Origin of the sequence: Mediterranea sp. An20, assembly GCF_002160055.1 — a bacterium.
Lineage (GTDB): Bacteria > Bacteroidota > Bacteroidia > Bacteroidales > Bacteroidaceae > Bacteroides > Bacteroides avicola.
Window position 1 is genome coordinate 1 of the sequence record NZ_NFJV01000025.1, and the last position, 21,033, is coordinate 21,033.

At 51.7% G+C, this 21,033-nt stretch carries 16 protein-coding genes and 1 pseudogene; 13 read left to right on the top strand and 4 right to left on the bottom strand.

The window, feature by feature from the left end; all coding sequences use genetic code 11:
* Window positions 1-104: pseudogene (locus tag B5F34_RS17405) on the top strand (IS982 family transposase); the annotation flags it as partial.
* Window positions 105-139: 35 nt separating this feature from the next.
* On the opposite strand, the gene B5F34_RS13015 reads toward B5F34_RS17405, so the two are convergent.
* Window positions 140-1,312: a 6-bladed beta-propeller gene (locus B5F34_RS13015; RefSeq protein ID WP_162609336.1), complete on the bottom strand. Its 1,173-nt coding sequence runs from the start codon at window positions 1,310-1,312 to the stop codon at window positions 140-142.
* Window positions 1,313-1,687: 375 nt separating this feature from the next.
* Window positions 1,688-2,473, bottom strand: a complete 786-nt coding sequence (locus B5F34_RS13020; protein ID WP_087339942.1) for a DNA alkylation repair protein — start codon at window positions 2,471-2,473, stop codon at window positions 1,688-1,690.
* Between the two features lie 326 nt (window positions 2,474-2,799).
* Between B5F34_RS13020 and B5F34_RS13025 the strand changes: the two genes are divergently transcribed.
* From B5F34_RS13025 to ybeY, 3 genes are read left to right on the top strand one after another with little or no spacing between them, the layout of a single operon-like run.
* A complete protein-coding gene (locus B5F34_RS13025) occupies window positions 2,800-3,807 on the top strand; it encodes a M20/M25/M40 family metallo-hydrolase (protein ID WP_087339800.1) in 1,008 nt (335 codons plus the stop codon).
* A gap of 8 nt (window positions 3,808-3,815) precedes the next feature.
* The gene (locus B5F34_RS13030; RefSeq protein ID WP_087339803.1) at window positions 3,816-5,048 is read left to right on the top strand and encodes a nucleoside recognition domain-containing protein; all 1,233 of its coding nucleotides are present in this window, start codon (window positions 3,816-3,818) and stop codon (window positions 5,046-5,048) included.
* 37 nt (window positions 5,049-5,085) lie between these two features.
* On the top strand, window positions 5,086-5,502 hold the full coding sequence (gene ybeY / locus B5F34_RS13035; protein ID WP_087339806.1) for an rRNA maturation RNase YbeY: 417 nt from the start codon (window positions 5,086-5,088) through the stop codon (window positions 5,500-5,502).
* Here the strand turns inward: ybeY and B5F34_RS13040 are convergent.
* Entirely contained in the window at window positions 5,499-6,281 is a 783-nt protein-coding gene (locus B5F34_RS13040; protein ID WP_140393011.1) for a hypothetical protein, read from the bottom strand. The two genes, ybeY and B5F34_RS13040, sit on opposite strands and share 4 nt — an antisense overlap.
* A 217-nt stretch (window positions 6,282-6,498) precedes the next feature.
* On the opposite strand from B5F34_RS13040, the gene B5F34_RS13045 reads away from it, so the two are divergent.
* The 7 genes from B5F34_RS13045 (at window position 6,499) to deoC (ending at window position 15,477) form a co-directional block, all read left to right on the top strand.
* On the top strand, window positions 6,499-8,568 hold the full coding sequence (locus B5F34_RS13045) for a family 20 glycosylhydrolase (RefSeq protein WP_087339811.1): 2,070 nt from the start codon (window positions 6,499-6,501) through the stop codon (window positions 8,566-8,568).
* Window positions 8,569-9,011: 443 nt separating this feature from the next.
* Window positions 9,012-10,886, top strand: coding sequence for a tRNA uridine-5-carboxymethylaminomethyl(34) synthesis enzyme MnmG (gene mnmG, locus B5F34_RS13050; RefSeq protein ID WP_087339813.1), 1,875 nt, complete (start codon window positions 9,012-9,014; stop codon window positions 10,884-10,886).
* 57 nt (window positions 10,887-10,943) lie between these two features.
* Window positions 10,944-11,468, top strand: coding sequence for an adenine phosphoribosyltransferase (locus B5F34_RS13055; protein WP_087339815.1), 525 nt, complete (start codon window positions 10,944-10,946; stop codon window positions 11,466-11,468).
* Between the two features lie 164 nt (window positions 11,469-11,632).
* Complete coding sequence (gene uvrC / locus B5F34_RS13060; RefSeq protein WP_087339818.1) at window positions 11,633-13,471, top strand: excinuclease ABC subunit UvrC; 1,839 nt, start codon at window positions 11,633-11,635, stop codon at window positions 13,469-13,471.
* A 296-nt stretch (window positions 13,472-13,767) separates the two neighbouring features.
* Entirely contained in the window at window positions 13,768-14,220 is a 453-nt protein-coding gene (gene dtd, locus B5F34_RS13070; protein WP_087339822.1) for a D-aminoacyl-tRNA deacylase, read from the top strand.
* 29 nt (window positions 14,221-14,249) lie between these two features.
* Window positions 14,250-14,594 carry a nucleotide pyrophosphohydrolase gene (locus B5F34_RS13075; protein ID WP_087339825.1) on the top strand — a complete coding sequence of 115 codons (345 nt, stop codon included), beginning with the start codon at window positions 14,250-14,252 and terminating at the stop codon, window positions 14,592-14,594.
* Window positions 14,575-15,477 carry a deoxyribose-phosphate aldolase gene (deoC, locus tag B5F34_RS13080; protein WP_087339828.1) on the top strand — a complete coding sequence of 301 codons (903 nt, stop codon included), beginning with the start codon at window positions 14,575-14,577 and terminating at the stop codon, window positions 15,475-15,477. The genes B5F34_RS13075 and deoC overlap by 20 nt, the downstream gene beginning before the upstream one ends.
* 140 nt (window positions 15,478-15,617) lie before the next feature.
* Here the strand turns inward: deoC and B5F34_RS13085 are convergent, their stop codons facing one another.
* Window positions 15,618-16,595, bottom strand: a complete 978-nt coding sequence (locus tag B5F34_RS13085; RefSeq protein WP_087339832.1) for a polyprenyl synthetase family protein — start codon at window positions 16,593-16,595, stop codon at window positions 15,618-15,620.
* A gap of 86 nt (window positions 16,596-16,681) precedes the next feature.
* On the opposite strand from B5F34_RS13085, the gene polA reads away from it, so the two are divergent.
* Both polA and B5F34_RS13095 read left to right on the top strand, forming a co-directional pair.
* Window positions 16,682-19,510 carry a DNA polymerase I gene (polA, locus tag B5F34_RS13090; RefSeq protein ID WP_087339945.1) on the top strand — a complete coding sequence of 943 codons (2,829 nt, stop codon included), beginning with the start codon at window positions 16,682-16,684 and terminating at the stop codon, window positions 19,508-19,510.
* A 423-nt stretch (window positions 19,511-19,933) separates the two neighbouring features.
* Window positions 19,934-20,803 carry a helix-turn-helix domain-containing protein gene (locus B5F34_RS13095; RefSeq protein WP_162609337.1) on the top strand — a complete coding sequence of 290 codons (870 nt, stop codon included), beginning with the start codon at window positions 19,934-19,936 and terminating at the stop codon, window positions 20,801-20,803.
* Window positions 20,804-21,033: the final 230 nt, after the last annotated feature.

A 21,033-nucleotide genomic window follows, 5' to 3' on the forward strand; every position in this document is an offset into this window, starting at 1 on the left:
TGTTCGCCCGGATTATCGGGAAAATCAGCGCACTTACAATCCTACAATACATTAACTACAAAAACAACAAGCCCATTGGCAGAGTCAAGTATGCGCTGACTTAATTCCGCCAACGGGTAAACTAAATCTAATTGAATGATTACTGACCTGCTTTACGCACTTTATAGAAGGCAATGACATGATTCCCTGTCTCCGGATGGTAATTTTTCAACCCATCAGGCAGACCAGCCGGACGATGCTCCTGCTCATAAGCCAAGGCATCCGGCGACAGGATACCCCAGAAACGCTGCCGGTACACGCCGTCGATCATACGGAACAGCGGCACAGACTTCCCTTCCTTATCGGACATTCGCCGTCCGCAATAGATTTGCTTTCCTCGGGACAAATCGTAAAGAGCAGACTGCCAGAAGCCGTCTTTGGTAAACGTAAAATACAACAACCCGTCGCATACAAAAACCTGCTCGATGCCCATGGACCATGCCGACTTCACCAAATCCCGCTCATCGGCTTTGTCTTCTACCTTCGAAGCAGGCAGCGGATTCGGCAGGCGAATGTCAAACGCACCCCATACGCTGTCTGCCGAAAGGGCATAGACAATGTAGTCGTAGTTCTTGCAATAATACAAGACAGAATCATTGTAACTGAAAGGATGAGCCGTGACCGTGAAACGCCAGGCGGATTCTGCCTCTACGTGCGGAAAATAACGGCGTGTCACCGTTGTCCCGTCATCCGATACCAGCAAGGAGTAGTGCAGGGAGGTATCATCGGGATAACTATCGTGCGACCTGCTGTCATAGAAATAAGTGTCCTGCCATGCTGCCAACGCACCGGGCACAGGTTTGCTGAACGGCTCCGACCGCAAGAACTGCCCGGTGTGCGGATGATAGAACAACAGCACCTTCTTGTCACGGTCATACACTAACGACTCTTGCCGCCCTGCGTTCACTGTAAAATCTGTAACCGAAGCATATTCGCCCGGTCCACCGCCTTGCGCATCGAGCACGAAAAGCGCCTTGCCCTGCATATCGTAACACACAATCTTGTTGAAGGCATCGAGCACATAAATCCTGTCATCCTTGATTTCTACTTTCTCTATGTCGCCAAGCAATGGTACCGTGTCTAAACAGACATAGGAATCCGCATACAAATAATCGCCAAGGTGTTCAAACATGCCCTCTTCCACCTGTACGGCAATCGTCTTTAACCCATCTGTCGGGACAATGGAGCCTGCCTCCTGCTGTCTGCCGGACTGGCAGGCACAAAGGAAACACAATATTCCCAATAAACCCACCTGTTTTACAAAATGTATCATAATCCAACTGTATAAGTGCATAATCTATAGACTCTAAGTAAATGTGCAAAATTAAATGATACTAAACACAGAGGCACGGAGACACAAAGTTTTTGTTTTCTTGTCCATAGCCCACAGAGTTAATTTCCTTTCTCTCGTATGCGGCGAAGCCGCGGACTCTGTGGTCTCCCTCGTCATTTTTCCGACAGACAGTTACAGAACTTTGTGTCTCTGTGTCTTTGTGTTTAATATAAACTAATTCTGATTGATTACTTATCTTACTTAAAAAACAAAATAACATGACTTTACATTAATCAGAAAGATATACAAAGATAAGCATTTTGTTTGGTTTACGGATGTATACGCCTAATAAAATCAGTTTCTATACTTTGCCCGTCATGATTCTGCGCTTCCCTGCCCCATGTACAGCCGTCTTTCTTCCGGAGAGAGCCGCTCAACGGCATAGCGCAGCATCGTGCGCGGCATTTTCGTACAGGAAGCATCGAGAAAAGCAGTTAGCACGGCCTTGTCGCGTTTGCCTGTCTCACGCAACATCCAGCCCAGAGCTTTTTGCATCAGGTCGTGCATGGACGAAGACTTGCGGCGGGCACCGGGACGGAGGACATAGCCTTCACGCTCCAGAAAGAAAGTGCAGAGAGACAAGATGTCGGCAAAGTCGCCCCGCCGGATAAAAGCCAACGTAGAGACCACGGCAATGCGCCGCTCCCAGAGCAGGGAACTTGCCGCCAGCGTGACAAGCACTTCGCGGGGCTTATCCACAAGGTATTCGCCCACGATGTAAGGAGCACTGAGGTCGACCAAATCCCAGTTGTTGATACGGGAAGTATGTGCCAGGTAAAAATGGAATATGGACTTGCGCTCTTCCTCCGGGGCTTTCTTAAAACGTTCCACCAACATCAGCAGGGCGCAAAGCCGGCATTCATGCCAGGGACTTTCCAGCAAAACGGCACAGACAGGCAATGGCTCGTCTTTGTGGAGCTTGGCCACGCGGCGGGTATCGGGCACTACAACACCCAGAAAGCGGTCGCCTTCGCCATACTGTCCCGGTCCGGTCTTGAAGAACTTGGGCAGGTATTCACGCTTCACGGGATTGATGTACGTCTCCAGTTCGGCCTGGATGGCAGCAGCACGGCACTGGACAGTCTGAAGAGAGTTTGTCATATAGGTCGGATAAGGTAAAAGAAAGATTAAATATTGAAATTCACTGCAAAAATAAGACTTTCCGCGGAAGATGGGCACAATATGGAAAGTATTTCCTACATTTGCATGGTTGAGTACGTAAGTAATCAATCAGATTTAATTTATATTAAACACAAAGCCACAGAGACACAAAGTTCCGTAACTTTCTGTCGGAGAAATGACAGGAGAGACACGGAGTCCCCGGCTTCGCCGCATACGAAAGGGGAAAAAATAACTCTGTGACTCCGTGTCTCTGTGTTTAGTATCACTTAATTTTGCACATTTACTTATTTTAAAATCAGGAAACCATGCGTAAAGTATTATTGGGAATCGCCTGTATTCTCGGAACATCAGTGGGAACATTTGCACAATCGCCCAAGGAAAAAGGATTGCAGAGTATCAATCAGGACAAAGCAGAAGCCATCGTAGAGTTTCTGGCTGATGACGAACTGCTGGGACGGGAGGCCGGACAGCCGGGTTCGCGCATCGTGGCACGCTACCTGGCCTCGGAACTGAAAGAAGCGGGCATCGCTCCCCTGCCCGGCACCATGGCATACTACCAGCCGTTTGAAGCCTGTGCCGTGGAACGCCAGCAGAAAGGCCGCTGGCAGGTGCATCCCGACTCACTGGCACGATTGAAGCAAGGCACGCACCGCAGCCTGAAATTGAACAATATCTTAGGATGGATTCCCGGTGAGCGGACGGACGAGTATGTCATTATTGGAGCGCACTTCGACCACATCGGCTATGACCCGACCCTGGCGGGCGATCAGATATACAACGGGGCAGACGACAATGCTTCGGGCGTGTCGGCAGCCTTGCAAATCGCACGGGCATTTGCCGCATCGGGCAAGAAGCCGCTGCGCAACGTCATCTTCGCCTTCTGGGACGGAGAGGAAAAGGGACTGTTAGGCTCGAAGTATTTCGTGCAGACCTGCCCCTTCGTCAAACAAATCAAAGGCTACCTGAACTTCGACATGATAGGACGCAACAACAACCCCGACCGGCCGCGCCACGTGGTGTACTTCTATACCGAGTCGCATCCCGCCTTCGGCCAATGGTTGAAAGATGACATAAAAGAATATGGTCTGAAGCTGGAGCCGGACTACCGGGCCTGGGACCGCCCCATCGGAGGAAGCGATAACGGCTCGTTTGCCCTGCAGGAGATTCCCATCATCTGGTATCACACGGACGGACATCCGGATTACCACCAACCCGGCGACCATGCCGAGCGTATCAACTGGGAAAAACTGACGGACATCACGCGCGCGGCATTCCTCAACATGTGGAACCTGGCCAATGAAAAAACATATTAGTTCACAACATGGTTTTAAACTACATTTGGGTAGCGTTCTTCCTCATTGCTTTTGTCGTGGCACTCTACCGCCTGCTGGTAGCAGGCGATACAGACATTTTTACCGAACTGGTAAACTCGACATTTGCCTCGTCGAAGAACGCTTTCGAGATTTCGCTGGGACTGACCGGCCTCCTGTCGCTGTGGTTAGGCATCATGAAGATTGGTGAAAACAGCGGTATGATCCATGCCCTGTCGCGCTGGCTCAGTCCCGTATTCTGCCGGTTGTTCCCGGACATTCCCAAAGGACATCCTGCCATGGGGTCTATCTTCATGAACCTGTCTGCCAACATGCTGGGATTGGACAACGCCGCCACTCCGCTGGGACTGAAAGCCATGAAAGAACTGCAGGAACTGAACCCGAAGAAAGATACGGCCACCAACCCGATGATCATGTTCCTGGTCATCAACACTTCGGGACTGATTCTGATTCCGGTAAGCATCATGATGTATCGTGCCCAAATGGGTGCAGCACAACCCACGGACATCTTCATCCCGACCCTGCTCACTACGACCATCTCTACGGCAGTGGGCGTCCTTGCGGTGAGCATCGCTCAGCGCATCAATCTGTTCTGCAAACCCATCCTCATGCTGGTGGGGGGCATCGGGCTTTTCTTCGCGTCGCTCATCTGGATGTTCACGCAAGTCAACCGCGACGAGATGGGCACCTACTCCACCTTAGCGGCCAACATCATCCTGTTCGGCATCATCCTGCTGTTTATCGTATGGGGGCTGTGGAAGCGCATCAATGTGTATGATGCCTTCATCGAGGGAGCCAAAGAAGGTTTCACGACAGCCATACGCATCATTCCCTACTTAGTGGCTTTCTTAGTGGGCATTGCCGTATTCCGCACCTCCGGTGCCATGGATATGCTGATCGACGGCATCCGCTGGATAGTGGCGCTGTGCGGCATCGACACAAGTTTTGTAGGTGCACTGCCCACGGCCCTGATGAAGACCCTGAGCGGAAGTGCGGCAAACGGACTGATGATTGACACCATGGAGCAATACGGGGCTGACTCGTTTGTGGGGCGCATGAGTTGTGTGGCCCGCGGCGCATCGGACACGACGTTCTACATCCTGGCCGTTTACTTCGGGAGCGTGGGCATCACACGGACACGCAATGCGGTAACGTGCGGCCTGATAGCCGATTTGTCGGGCGTCATCGCAGCGATTGTCATCAGCTATATATTCTTCTTCTGACGGAAGGGGAAAGTGACTCTAACCAAAAAGATAAAATATGATTACTTATCAGACAGAAGGCGTGGAAATGCCCGACATCAAGCGTCGGGAAACCACCGAATGGATTAAGGCCGTGGCACAGACCTACGGCAAGCGCGTGGGCGAAATAGCCTACATATTCTGCTCGGACGAGAAGATTCTCGAAGTAAACCGGCAATATCTCCAACACGATTACTATACGGACATCATCACCTTTGACTATTGCGAGGGCAACCGGCTGAACGGCGACCTCTTCATCAGCCTGGACACCGTGCGCACCAACGCTGAGCAGTTCCATACGGACTATGATACGGAACTGCACCGGGTCATTATCCACGGAGTGCTGCACCTGTGCGGCATCAATGACAAAGGACCGGGTGAACGCGAAATCATGGAAGAGGCCGAAAACCGGGCGCTATCCATAAGAATCGGTTAATGCCTGAACCCGGGCACATCGGGCATTATCGTAGGCCCCGGACGGGAACTTTTTCCACGGCTTTTCTGTATCGCCCCACGTATCACTTCGAGGAGAATGGGGCCTACGTCAATCTGCAACTTCATCTTATCGAACTTATAATAAGGAGCTACCACAGGAAGCACCTCCCAACGGCCGGTCAGGGTGTTGTAGTAGCTTTGCGCACCCAACTCTATGCCAAAGCGTTCGGTCACGCCAAGGCCTACGGCTCCACCAAAGCCGTAGGTGGGGCGCATCCTGAAATCGCCTAACCCCACTCCACCAAATGTACGGAAATAAAGACGGTCGGCAGCCTGGTAAATCAACTGCCCCGAAAGGCCGAAGGACTGACCGGTGAAATGGGCCGTATTCATCTTCAGCGCATCGGCCATCAACTGCAATTGCAGACGATCGCTGAACTGCTTCTGCCAGCCCAGAGAGGCGGTGTTGAAGCGGCCAATACCGGGCACACTGAACTGAGAACCGGAACCTACCCAGGCACCGCCTCCCATATATCCCAACACACCACCCGTAGCATAATCTCCCCGGAACAGCGGGGAAGGATTCAACTGGTAGGGGATATAAGGGCCTTGTGGCATAACTTCCCGCAGAGCAGGCACAGGCATCGTGACACGACTAACACCTGGCAAATCCCGACGAGGCGCAGCAAGGTGGACTGAACCGGTCTGGGGAACCAGAGGCAAAGAATCCGGACGAATCCGCAAACTGTCTTTTTCCTGCGCCCAAACGGGTAATCCCATACACACCAACAGACAACAGCCTAATAAACGGACAAACATACATCTGACGCACTTAATCATAATAAGTAAGTAATCAATTAGGAAACAACAAAAATACGCAAAGGCAATATATCCGCCAAAAAGGATAAGACTATTTAAAGAAAAAGGCGGAAACGCATGGAATAACGCTCCGTTTGTCTTATATTTGCAAAAACGTATAACTCCAAAAACAAAGCGTATGAAAAACTCGACTTTTTTCTCGCGGCTGCTTCTTGTCGCCTTGTTCTGCGGCGGCAGCCATTTCCTACAGGCACAATCGGTCATCCCGGTTCCGCTGCAAATGGAACAGACGGAAGGCGCATTCGTGTTTAAAGCCAGCCAACCTATCTACACCAACCTGCAGGGTGAAGAACTGAAGCTGCTGAATGCCACAGTATCTTCCCTGAAGTACACGGACAACCTGAGTGCTGTGGCAAAAGGACACATCGTACTGGAAAAGACGGAAAGCAATGTCCCCGAATCAGCCGAAGGCTACACTCTGAGCGTAACACCGCAAGGCATCCGCATCGCCTCACGCTCGGACGCCGGACTGTATTACGGCCTTATGACCGTGAAGCAGATGAGCGAAAAAGACGGAGGCAATCTTCGTGTGCCGGCTTGTCTCATTACCGACCAACCTCGCTTCGCCTACCGCGGTTTCATGATGGATGTGTCGCGCCACTTCCGCTCGAAAGAATTTGTCAAGAAACAGATAGACGCCATGACACAGTTCAAACTGAACCGCCTGCACCTGCACCTGACCGATGGTGCAGGCTGGCGCATTGAAATCAAGAAATATCCCCGTCTGACGGAATTTGCAGCTTGGCGTCCCGACGCTGTATGGAAAGACTGGTGGTTCAAAGACAACGGACGCAAGTATTGCGAAGAAGGCACGCCGGGCGCTTACGGCGGCTATTATACGCAAGACGACATCCGCGAACTGTTGGACTATGCGGCCAAGCACCACATCACCATCATTCCCGAAATTGAAATGCCTGCCCACTCCGAAGAAGTGCTGGCAGCTTATCCCGAATTGTCCTGCTCCGGCGAACCTTATAAGAATGCGGAATTCTGCATCGGCAACGAAAAGACTTTCGAATTCTTAGAGAATGTGCTGACGGAAGTCATGGAACTGTTCCCCTCGGAATACATCCACATCGGTGGCGATGAAGCTAACAAGAACCCCTGGAAAGAATGCCCCAAGTGCCAGCAGCGCATGAAGGACGAAGGGCTGAAAGATGTGGACGAACTGCAAAGTTATGCCATACACCGCATGGAGGTATTCCTCAACAAACACGGCCGCAAACTGCTGGGTTGGGATGAAATCATGCAGGGAGGTCTGGCACCCAATGCCACCGTCATGTCCTGGCGTGGCGAAGAAGGTGGACTAAAGGCAGTACGCTCCGGTCATCGTGCCGTTATGACGCCTTCCGAATATTTCTACTTAGACTATTACCAGGATGCGCCCATTTCGCAGCCCGAAGCCATCGGAGGTTACGTGCCCTTGGAAAAAGTTTATTCCTACGACCCCGTAAAGCCGGAAATGAGTGCCGAAGAAGCTGCCCTGATATACGGCGTACAAGCCAATCAGTGGGCTGAATATATCCCGACGGACGAATACTACGAATACATGATGTATCCGCGCTTGCTGGCTGTGGCCGAAGTAGGATGGAGTGTTCCCGAACGCAAAGATTTCGCCGATTTCCACCGCCGTGCCCTCAAGGCAGTAGACGACCTCAGCGCACAAGGCTACCATCCCTTCCCGCTGAAAGACGAAGTAGGACACCGCCCCGAGTCGCGCCAACCCATCGAGCACTTGGCGCTGAACAAGCCGGTCACTTACAACGCTCCTTTCAACGAGACATACAAAGCTGCTGGCGACAAAGCGCTGACTGATGGCATACGCGGCGACTGGACTTACTCTGACGGACGCTGGCAAGGCTTCATCTCACGCAACCGCCTGGATGTTACCATCGACTTGGGACAGTCGACCGAAATAGGCAGTATTGGTGCCGACTTCATGCAGGCTGCCGGTCCGGAAGTGTTCCTCCCGGCAGAGGTCATCATATCGGTATCGGATGACGGAAAGAATTTCAAGGAACTGAAACGTGAAACACACCAGGTAAGCCGTGAACCGGGCTTTGCCTTTGTCAACCATACTTGGACAGGGAAAACCTCGGCACGCTATGTGCGCTACCAGGCACGCTCGGGGAAAGAACTGGGCGGCTGGATTTTCACCGACGAAATCGTAGTGCTTCCTCCCCGATAAGCGGAAGCCTTCTTCCCGCGGTAAGGTCATGACGTCTCCCCCGAAGTGACTGAGCGGGATGCCTGCTATTTTCTTCCTGAAATGCCCCGCCCGTCGGAAAAGTTTTTCCGACGGGCGGTCTTTTTTCTCCCAGCCTTCCCGGTTTATGGTTCCACACAGGAATCAGACAAACATCATTTTGACAGCAACACGCTGTATCTTTATCACTTTTTGTGCAGAACAAAGGTCTATCCGGCTCAAAATCCAGACAGAAAGACGCTATACTTCCCCACTCTGCTTACATCTTGATTTCGACTGATGCCTTTTCCCTGCGTTTTTTTGCGTCTCACATCCCGGTGTGCGCGAATTTAAGCAGGAAAACGTGCCAGTAAACATCCGATGTCGAATATTCGCCCAACTTTTACTACCTTTGCAACGTTGATTTAATAAGGAGACCCTAACGAATGGAATTCAATTATGACGTAATCGTGATTGGCGCCGGACATGCCGGATGTGAAGCAGCAGCTGCATCGGCACGACTGGGTTCACGTACATGCCTGATCACGATGGACATGAACAAAATTGCACAGATGAGCTGTAACCCCGCCGTGGGTGGCATCGCCAAAGGACAAATCGTACGGGAGATAGACGCATTGGGTGGATGGACTGGAATAGTCACCGACCGCACATCCATCCAGTTCCGCCTGCTCAACCGTTCGAAAGGACCGGCTATGTGGAGCCCGCGTGCACAATGCGACCGTAACAAATACATCTGGGCCTGGCGCGAAGTGCTGGAGAACATGCCCAACCTGCACATTTGGCAAGATACCGTGCGCCGGCTGCTGGTGAAAGATGGCGAAGTGTGCGGCGTAGAAACAGTATGGGGCGTTACATTCCATGCTCGTTGCGTGATACTGACTGCCGGAACATTCCTGAACGGACTGATGCACATCGGCCACGTCATGCTCCCCGGAGGACGTATGGCAGAACCCGCCTCATACGAATTAACTGAATCCATCGTCCAACACGGCATTACCTGTGGGCGCATGAAAACCGGTACTCCCGTGCGCATAGACGGACGGAGCGTACACTATGAGGATATGGAAGCACAGGATGGTGAGAATGATTTCCACCGCTTTTCTTTCCTCAACACCGATACACGTCCACTCAGACAACTGCCCTGCTGGAGCTGTTTCACCAATGAAGCAGCGCACGAGATACTGCGACGCGGGCTACCGGATTCTCCCCTTTTCAACGGACAAATCCAGAGCATCGGCCCCCGCTACTGCCCCAGTATTGAGACAAAGATCGTCACTTTCCCCGATAAGCCCCAGCATCAGTTATTCCTGGAGCCAGAAGGCGAAAGCACACAAGAATATTACCTGAACGGCTTCTCGTCGTCGCTCCCGATGGACATACAGATTGAAGCTTTGAAGCAGATTCCCGCTTTCCGCGACATAGTCGTCTACCGCCCGGGCTATGCCATCGAATACGACTACTTCGACCCTACCCAACTAAAACATACGTTGGAAACAAAGAAAATCAAGAATCTGTTCTTTGCAGGACAGGTAAACGGAACGACCGGCTACGAAGAAGCTGCCGGGCAAGGCATCGTAGCTGGCATCAACGCCCACATCAACTGTCATGGTGGAACGCCTTTTACCCTGGGACGCGACGAAGCCTATATCGGCGTGCTCATCGACGACTTAGTTACGAAAGGCGTGGACGAGCCGTACCGCATGTTCACCTCACGGGCAGAATACCGCATCCTACTCCGCATGGACGATGCTGACATGCGACTGACAGAGCGTTCGTGGAAGTTAGGGCTCGCTACAGAAGAACGCTACGCACTGCTCGTCAGCAAGCGTGAGGCAATCGGACGTATTCTGGAGTTCACGCGTGCCTATTCCGTCAAGCCTGCACTTATCAACCAGGCTCTGGAGCAAATGGGGACTACCCCCCTGCGGCAAGGCTGCAAACTGGCAGATTTAATAAACCGTCCTCAAATCACGCTGAAAGGAATCGCGGAACATATTCCTGCCTTCCAACGCGAGCTTGACCGACTGACAGACCGGAAAGAAGAAACGATAGAAGCCGCCGAGATACTTCTGAAATACGAAGGATACATCACTCGCGAACGAATGATTGCCGACAAGCTTGCCCGCCTGGAAGCAATCAAAATAAAAGGACGCTTCGACTACAACAGTCTGCAATCGCTCTCTACCGAGGCGCGACAAAAGCTGACCAAGATAGACCCGGAAACCATAGCCCAGGCAAGCCGCATACCAGGCGTATCACCCAGCGACATCAACGTGCTCCTGCTACTCTGCGGACGCTGAGCGGCTCCCGTTCCACGTGAAACAAAAGATTCAATAAACCCTATAAAAAGACTGATTATGAGCAACGAAACTCTTTTAAAAACCATTCGAACAATACCGGATTACCCCAAGCCCGGCATCTTGTTTTACGACGTAACCACGCTCTTCAAAGATGCGGAAGCATTCCGCGAGGCAGCCGACCGTCTGTACGAAACGTACAAGGATAAGGGCATCACCAAGGTAGTAGGTATCGAATCGCGCGGATTCATCCTGGGTTCCATACTGGCGTACCGGCTGGGAGCTGGCTTTGTCATGGTGCGCAAGCCAGGCAAGTTGCCTGCCGAAACCGTAGAAATAAGCTACGAAAAGGAATACGGTACTGACACCATACAGATACACAAAGATGCCATCGGACCAGAAGATACGGTGCTGATGCACGACGACCTGTTAGCTACAGGAGGAACCATGCAAGCAGCCTGCCAGATGGTGAAAGGCATGCGCCCGAAAAAGATATATGTAAACTTCCTCATCGAACTGAAGGAACTGAACGGCCGGAGTGTATTTGGCAACGACATCGAACTGGACACGCTGCTGACCGTATAAACATGACAAAGTAGTACGGAAACCAAACTTCCACATACACGGATGATGCCGGCCGGAAAGATTCAACGCAAGAAGAATAGACCACGGCATCATCCGTTCTACCCAAGAAGAGGTGCACTTGCAACCGCTCCGCCCTCCTATCCCCAACCCAACCTCATTATGTTATGGACGAACTAAAGACCAACGATTACCTGCGGGGCATCGTGCAGAATCTGCCCGACAGCCCAGGCATCTACCAATACTTGAACGACGAAGGTACCATTATCTACGTTGGAAAGGCGAAAAATCTGAAGCGACGCGTATCCTCCTACTTCAACCGGGAGCACGAAGCGGGCAAAACACGCATCCTGGTCAGCAAAATCAGAGACATCCGCTACATCGTAGTGAAGACCGAAGAAGATGCACTGCTGTTGGAAAACAACCTAATCAAGAAATACAAGCCCCGATACAATGTGCTGCTGAAAGACGACAAAACCTATCCGTCCATCTGCATACAGAACGAATGGTTTCCGCGTGTATTCCGCACCCGTAAAATCATCCGTAACGGTTCCAGCTATTATGGGCCTTACAGCCATGTGCCTACCATGTACGCCCTGCTTGACCTTATCAAGCACCTCTTTCCCCTGCGCACGTGTCATCATAACCTGACACCGGAAAGCATCCGTGCTGGGAAGTACCACGTCTGCCTGGAATATCACATCAAGAACTGCGCGGCACCCTGCGTGGGCAAGCAGTCGCACGATGAATACATGCAAAACATAGCACAGATAAAAGAAATCCTGAAAGGCAACACCAGAGAGATTGAACAAAAACTTTACCAGGAAATGCAGAAGCTGGCAGAAGAACTGAAGTTTGAAGAAGCACAAGCCGTAAAAGAAAAATATCTGCTGCTGGAGAACTACCGCGCCAAATCGGAAGTAGTGAGCCACGTGCTGCATAATATTGATGTCTTTTCCATCGAGGAGGATACCGACGGGCAATCTGCCTTTATCAATTACCTGCACATTACCAACGGTGCCATCAACCAGGCGTTCACTTTCGAATACAAAAAACGGTTGAACGAAAGCAAGGAGGAATTGCTGGGGCTGGGCATTGTGGAAATGCGTGAGCGGTATAAGAGTCTTTCGCGCGAAATCATCGTGCCTTTTGACCCGGGCATAGAGCTGAAAAACGTCGTTTTCACCGTGCCGCAACGGGGTGATAAGAAGACGCTGCTGGACTTGTCTGTGCTCAACGTAAAGCAATACAAAGCCGACCGCCTGAAACAGGCAGACAAGCTGAACCCGGAACAGAGAGCCACTCGCTTGCTGAAAGAAATTCAAGACACATTGCACCTGGACCGTCTGCCCATACGTATCGAGTGCTTCGACAACTCAAACATCCAAGGTGCCGACCCGGTGGCGGGCTGCGTGGTCTTTATCAAAGGAAAACCGTCGAAGAAAGACTACCGGAAATACAACATCAAGACGGTGGAAGGACCGGACGACTATGCTTCGATGCAAGAAGTGGTAAGGCGGAAATATACACGCGCCATGGAGGAAGACACCCCCCTGCCCGACCTGCTCATCACCGACGGTGGAAAGGGACAAATGAGTGCCGTGCAGGAAGTGCTGGACGAACTGGGACTGGACATCCCCGTGGCAGGTCTGGCCAAAGACAACCGCCACCGCACGTCCGAACTGTTGTTTGGAAATCCGCCACAGGTTATCGGCATGAAACAGACCTCACCCCTCTTCCTCCTGCTGACCCGCATCCAGAACGAAGTACACCGTTATGCCATCACTTTCCACCGCGAAAAACGAAGCAAGCGACAAATCTCTTCCGAGCTCGATGAAATCAAGGGAATCGGTCCTAAAGCCAAAGAAGCACTGCTGAAAGAATTCAAGAGTGTGAAGCGCATACGAGAAGCTTCTGCCGAGGCATTAGAAGCCGTTATAGGCCGTGCAAAAGCTCAAATCATACAAGAATACTTTGCCCAAGCGAAAACGCCTGAAAAAGGCTAAAAATTACGTCTGCAGGTCTACACCGGCAACCGGTTACCCGACAAAGTGATACAGGTCTTCCTGCAAACAGAGGGTATCATCCTACTCGGAGGTATTACTCTGTCGGGCAGGCCCTTGCCTTCCATAGACAAGGGCTGTGCTTCAAAGCCTTTAGAACGCCGCTTTCAAGCGCGAAGGAATCGGCTCCGAAGCGCTTGGAAATCCGCTTTCGGGAGTTTAAGTAGCCGCCAAGCACAGACAAACCAAAAAAGATTCGTATCTTTGCAAAAAGATAACCAACCATAGCAAGCAAAATCATGAGAGTAGTGATACAACGTACGCGCCACGCTTCTGTCAGCATTGGCGGGCAGACCAAATCGGCCATCGGACAGGGCATGCTTATCTTAGTAGGCATAGAAGAAGGCGACGGACAGGAAGACATCGACTGGCTTTGCCACAAGATTGTCAACCTGCGTATTTTCGACGATGAAAACGGAGTGATGAACCGTTCTGTGCTGGACTATGGCGGCGACATCCTGGTCGTCAGCCAATTCACCCTGCACGCTTCGACCAAGAAAGGCAACCGTCCTTCCTACATCCGCGCCGCCCGGCCCGAAATCTCCATCCCGCTTTACGAGCAGTTCTGCCGCGACCTCGGCACAGCCTTGGGAAAACCGGTGGGCACGGGCGAATTTGGAGCCGACATGCAGGTGGAGTTGCTGAACGACGGCCCGGTCACCATCTGCATGGATACAAAAAACAAAGAATAGAACGTACCATTCACGAGACCTGTACCAATATGACCTTACAAGAAGCACAACAGCAAGTAGACAACTGGATACGCACCTATGGCGTGCGATACTTCAGCGAACTGACCAACATGGCCGTACTGACCGAGGAGGTGGGCGAACTGGCCCGGGTCATGGCACGCCGCTACGGCGACCAGTCATTCAAACCCGGCGAGAAAGACAATGTGGAAGAAGAGCTGGCCGATGTGCTCTGGGTGCTCATCTGCCTCGCCAACCAGACCGGAACCGACCTGACCGAGGCTTTCCGCCGCACCTTGGAAAAGAAAACGAACCGCGACCGGACAAGACACATAAACAACCCTAAACTGAAAGAAAATGGAAACGAAAGACAGTAACCTGAGCAAGTATGACGCCGCACTGGCCAAGTATGAAACCCGGCTGAGCGACGCCGAAGTAGCCGCCAAAACGGCTGAAATCATCGAGAAAAAACGGGCAGAGAACAATACGCCTGAAGTAAAGAAATTCCTCTTCAGCTGCATAGACCTCACCACCCTGCGCTGCGAAGACAACGACGAAAGCGTGATGCGCTTCACGCAAAATGTCAACCGCTTCGACGAGGAATTTCCCGATCTGAAGAATGTGGCTGCCATCTGCGTCTACCCCAATTTTGCGGAAATCGTGCGCGACACGCTTGAGGTGGAGGATGTCCAGATAGCCTGCGTATCGGGCGGATTCCCCTCGTCGCAGACCTTTCCAGAGGTGAAGATTGCCGAAACGGCATTGGCCCTCTCCGAAGGTGCCACAGAGATAGACATCGTCATCCCTGTAGGTAAGTTTCTGGCGGGCGATTACGAAGCAATGTGCGATGAAATCGAGGAATTGAAAGAGACGTGTAAGACGCACCGCCTGAAGGTCATCTTGGAGACAGGAGCCTTGCGCACGGCAGAAAACATCAAAAAGGCTTCTATCCTGGCCATGTATGCGGGTGCCGATTTCATCAAGACCAGCACGGGCAAACAACAGCCAGCCGCCACGCCGGAAGCCGCCTACGTGATGTGCCAAGCCATCAAGGAATACTACGAGCTGACCGGACGACGTGTCGGCTTCAAACCCGCCGGCGGACTGAACACGGTGGAAGATGCTCTCACCTATTATACGCTGGTGAAGGAAATCTTAGGTGAAGAATGGCTGGACAACTTCTACTTCCGTCTGGGCACAAGCCGCCTGGCCAACCTGCTGCTAAGCGACATTTTGGGCAAGGAAACGAAATGGTTCTAAGGCAGTAGCATACAAAAAAAACAGCGAGTTCCGGGTATCGGTTGCGTGAATGCTTTCCACGCTCCGTCTCCCGGAACTCGCTGTTTGAAGGTCTGTATCCGACGGCAGCCTTTAAAGGCTTGCCTCCACCCGACCTTCTTTTATTTTTCCCGTTCCACCACGTAGTCGATATACGCCTGCAACGCCCTCTTCACCTCGCAGTCGGGCACGCCATCGAGCAGCGACAATGCCCGTTGGCGGTGGGCATCCATCACTTCCTGCGCATATTCAATTCCACCTTTCTCTTTGGTAAATGCCACAAGACGACTGATTTCATCGGGTGTGGCCTTGCCATTCTTCACACGCAGGGCGATGGCCGTAGCCTCGGCATCGTGCGTGCTGTTGAGGGCATAGAGAACCGGCAGGGTCAGCTTGCCCTCCAGCATATCATTGCCCGTGGGCTTGCCTATCTCCTTACTGTCAAAATAATCAAAGATATCATCTTTTATCTGGAAGCAGAGGCCTATATACTCCCCGAAGAGACGCAGGAGTTCGGTCTTCTCTTCGTCCGCATCCACCGACAGGGCACCAGCCTTGGTACAAGCGGCAAACAGCATGGCGGTCTTCTTGCGGATGACCTGGAAATAAATCTCTTCGGAAAACTCCCTGTTCTGTACGTTGGAAAGCTGCAGCAACTCCCCGTCCGCCAAGTCGCGGCCCAAAACAGAAATCAAGTCGATGATGTCAATATGACGGGTCTGCGCAGCCTGCAGCAACGCCGTAGCCAGCAGAAAGTCGCCGCTAAGCACAGCCACTTTGTTATTGAATACAGCATTTACCGACAGTTGTCCACGACGTTCCGTGCTCTCGTCCACCACGTCGTCGTGTACCAGGCTGGCCGTGTGCAGCAACTCCAGCGCGGCAGCCGCATGAAGCGTGGCGGGACGGACTTCGCCCCCCAACAGCTTGGCAGAAAGCAATACCAACATCGGGCGCATCATTTTCCCCGTCTTGTGCCGGATGTGCTCGATGACATGCTGCAGCAACAGGTTGGAGCTGGAAAGCGAACTGTCGAACAGCCGCTTGAAGTCTTCCATCTCCCCGATAATCGGTGCATTAATTAAAGATGAACGGTCCATATACGTAATTTGTGGCACAAAAATACGAATAAAACGGTTAATACCGTATTTTTTTGTACTTTTACCATAAAAAAAAGGACTATTATATGAATTCAACCGAAAAACTCTTCCTTCTGGACGCCTATGCGCTCATCTACCGGGCCTATTATGCCCTCATCAAAAACCCGCGGGTCAACTCGAAAGGTTTCAATACTTCGGCCGTATTCGGCTTTGTCAACACGCTTGAAGAAGTGCTGAAGAAAGAGCAGCCCACACACATCGGCGTGGCCTTCGACCCCGCCGGTCCCACCTTCCGCCATGAGGCTTACGAGCAGTACAAAGCCCAACGTGAAGAGACGCCAGAAGTCATCCGCCTTTCCGTGCCTGTCATCAAAGACATCATCCGCGCCTACCGCATCCCCATCTTGGAAGTTGCGGGCTACGAAGCAGACGATGTCATCGGTACGCTGGCCACCGAGGCAGGACGTCGCGGCATCACTACCTATATGATGACGCCCGACAAAGACTACGGACAACTGGTGGGAGGCTGTGTCTACATGTATCGCCCTAAACACACAGGCGGTTTCGAGAAAATGGGGACGGAAGAGGTCAAGGCCAAATTCGCCATCAGCGACACGCGCCAGGTCATTGACATGCTGGGATTGATGGGCGATGCTTCGGACAACATCCCCGGTTGCCCGGGAGTAGGCGAAAAAACAGCCCAGAAACTCATCGCCCAGTTTGGAAGCATCGAGAATCTCTTGGCAAACACCGATCAACTGAAAGGCGCACTGAAGACCAAGGTTGAGAGCAACCGCGAGCAAATCGGCTTCTCCAAATTCCTGGCTACCATCAAGACGGATGTGCCCATCGAGCTGGACATGGATGCCCTGGTACGCGAAGAACCCGATGCCGATGCCTTGCGCCGGATTTTCGACGAACTGGAATTCCGCTCCCTCATCGACCGCGTGCTGGGTAAGCCAACCTCTACCCCACTGTCCGGCACTGCTTTGGCCGGACCACTCTTTGCCCAGGCTGAAGAAAGTCCCCGCACCGCACCCACCCAAGGCGATTTGTTTGCGATTTTTCCGGGCGAGGGGACGGACAATGGGAAAGATTCGAATCTCGACACGTTAGAAACCATACAGGTGGACTATCAACTGGTTGAAAACGAAGCGGAAATACGCCAATTAGTTCAAAAGTTGCTTACATCGGAAATTCTCTCAATAGACACGGAGACCACCAGCACCGAACCGATGGAAGCAGAACTGGTAGGCGCCAGCTTCAGTGATGCCGAAAACCGCGCCTGGTATGTACCTATCCCCGCCGACCGTAACCAAGCACTGGCCACCGTAAACCTGTTGCGTCCCCTCTACGAGAATGAACATAGCCTGAAAGTAGGACAGAACATCAAGTACGACATGATTGTACTGAAAAACTACGGCATACATGTGGCAGGCCCATTGTTCGATACCATGCTGGCTCATTACGTTATCCAGCCGGAGCTGCGTCACAACATGGATTACTTGGCAGAAATCTACCTGCACTACCGCACTATACACATTGACCAGCTTATCGGCGCCAAAGGCAAGGGGCAAAAGTCCATGCGCGACCTACCGCCTGCCGAGGTCTACCGTTACGCCTGCGAAGATGCCGATGTCACCCTCAAACTGAAGAACGTGCTTGCAGAAGAAATGGAAAAACAGCACTGCGCCCAATTATTCTACGACATAGAAATGCCGCTGGTACCCGTGCTGGTCAACATGGAAACCAACGGTGTGCGCATCGACACAGAAGCTCTGCAACAGACCTCCCGGGAATTCGGCACGCGACTGAAAGAGATAGAAGAAGACATATACCGACTGGCCGGAGAAACATTCAACATCGCTTCGCCCAAACAGGTCGGCGAGGTGCTGTTCGACCACCTGAAGATTGCCGACAAGCCCAAGAAGACCAAGACAGGCCAGTACGTTACCTCCGAAGAGGTGCTGGAAAGCCTGCGCACGAAACATCCCGTGGTAGGCCGGATATTGGAACACCGCGGCCTGAAAAAACTGCTGGGCACTTACGTCGACGCACTGCCACAGCTCATCAACCCGCATACGGGCCGCATACACACATCGTTCAACCAGGCGGTCACTGCCACGGGCCGACTCAGTTCGAGCAACCCCAACCTGCAAAACATCCCTGTACGCGATGACGACGGCAAGGAAATCCGAAAAGCATTCATCCCCGACGACGGATGCGAATTCTTCTCTGCCGATTACTCGCAGATAGAGTTGCGCATCATGGCACACCTCAGTGGCGACCCGCACATGATTGAAGCTTTCCGCAGCGGCAACGACATACATGCCGCCACTGCCGCCAAGATATACAAAATCAATATCGACGAAGTGACACCAGACATGCGGCGCAAAGCCAAGACTGCCAACTTCGGCATTATCTACGGCATCTCCACCTTCGGGCTTGCCGAGCGCATGGGCGTGTCGAGGCAGGAGGCCAAAGAACTGATTGACGGATACTTTGCCACTTACCCGCAGGTAAAAGCCTACATGGACCGCAGCATTGAAGTGGCACGCAGCCAGGGCTACGTGGAAACCATCTTCCACCGCAAACGTTTCCTGCCAGACATCAACTCACGCAACGCCACCGTGCGCGGATATGCCGAACGGAACGCCATCAACGCTCCCATCCAGGGCAGTGCGGCAGATATTATCAAAGTGGCCATGGCACGCATCTACCGGAGGTTCACGGACGAAGGACTGCGATCCAAGATGATTCTACAGGTGCACGACGAACTCAACTTCAGTGTGCTACCCGAAGAAAAGGAGCGCGTGCAGCAGATTGTCCTCGAAGAGATGGAAAAGGCCTGCCCCATGCAAGTGCCGCTGAAAGCAGACTGCGGCTGGGGGAAGAACTGGTTAGAGGCACACTGATAGCCAAAAACACTGATTCCACCGGAGCAATTCTCCTGCCTCCGACAGCCGGAAGCGGAGTCAAGACAGGGCACTGGTGCCACAACTGCAACTGGAGCTTACGGAGCGAAATACGCTATATATAAGAAGTCTGCTTTCAAGGTAGAAGAAAGAAAGTTCTAATGCCTTGGAAGCAGACTTCTTATATATCTACACGCCTGAAACTCTCCAACATCTCCCAAGTGAAGACATTTACGCAAAAGAGTCTTTCCATTTTGCCATATACTTATAAAAAAATCTTATCATCCCCCAGAAAAACAAAGCATTCATTTTGAAGATAAGCAAAGATAGGATATTTTTGCACAAACAAAACAAACAAAGAGACAAATGTCCAACCGGGACAGGTGCCACCAAGCAACAAAACAAACAAAAAAAATGAATGCCATGGGCAGAAGAACGGAACAGGGAAAGAACCATCCGACAGCAGAAGACAGCAAAACAAATGATTTCAACGCCAAAAAAGAACCTCCATTGGAGCGCGTACGCCTGGAAGCAGGAGAAGTATTGAGCCAAGTGGGCAACTCCTCCTCTACCCTCTATTTCTTATTAAAAGGTTCCTTACAAGTTATTCACATATCCAATCAGAATAACGGACAAGTTATTAGCGAAGGAAGTCTGTTTTTTATCCCCGTGGGAGAAAAGTTCCACGCCCATGCCATGCAACCGGCCACCTTACTGTCGTGCCCGGTCGAACGGTTCCAACTCCCTACCAAGCTGAAACAGTACTGCCCGGCTTCCACCGCCACTGCCTCTCCCTTATTCATTCTGCCTATCCGCCATCTGATTGAAGAAGAGGCCTGTTCGATGCTGAATGCCCTTCCCGCTATTCGTCCGGACGCCTACTCCACTTACTTGAGCCACAAAATCAGCATACTTCTGATTCTGATAGAACACCTGTACGCACCCGAAGAAATTGCCTCGCTTTTTGCTCCCTTGCTCGGCCGCAACTTGGATTTCCGCGAGAAAGTGCTGAAGAACTATTCCAACACCATGCGGGTAAAAGATTTATCCACCATATTGCATATTCCACCCAGCACACTCAACCGAAAATTTAAGGAAACCTTCCAGATGAGTGCCAAAGAATGGTTTACAAACAAACGCCGGGAAGACATCCTGCACGACATTCTGCAAACGGAACTGAGCATCGTAGAAATCGCCGACAAATACGAACTGACTCCCAATTATCTGATGAAATTGTGCAAAGATGATTTTGGCATGACACTGACTGAACTGCGGCATTCGACCTCAATCTGATAAAAAAAAGCCACAAACGGACCTTTATTGTCATAAATCCCGCCAGATGGTTTATTATTGTATCATTTTGACGCAGAATCATAGCGTGTAAAGTTTTGTTGTCTTTAACTTTGCAAGCCAATAGGAGAAGAAAGCTCATACAAGTTCTTTCCTCCCGACCGACACATCCGCTTTCGGATGGACTGATATACTGAAAGAAGCAAACAAAACAAACTATATATAACCCCATT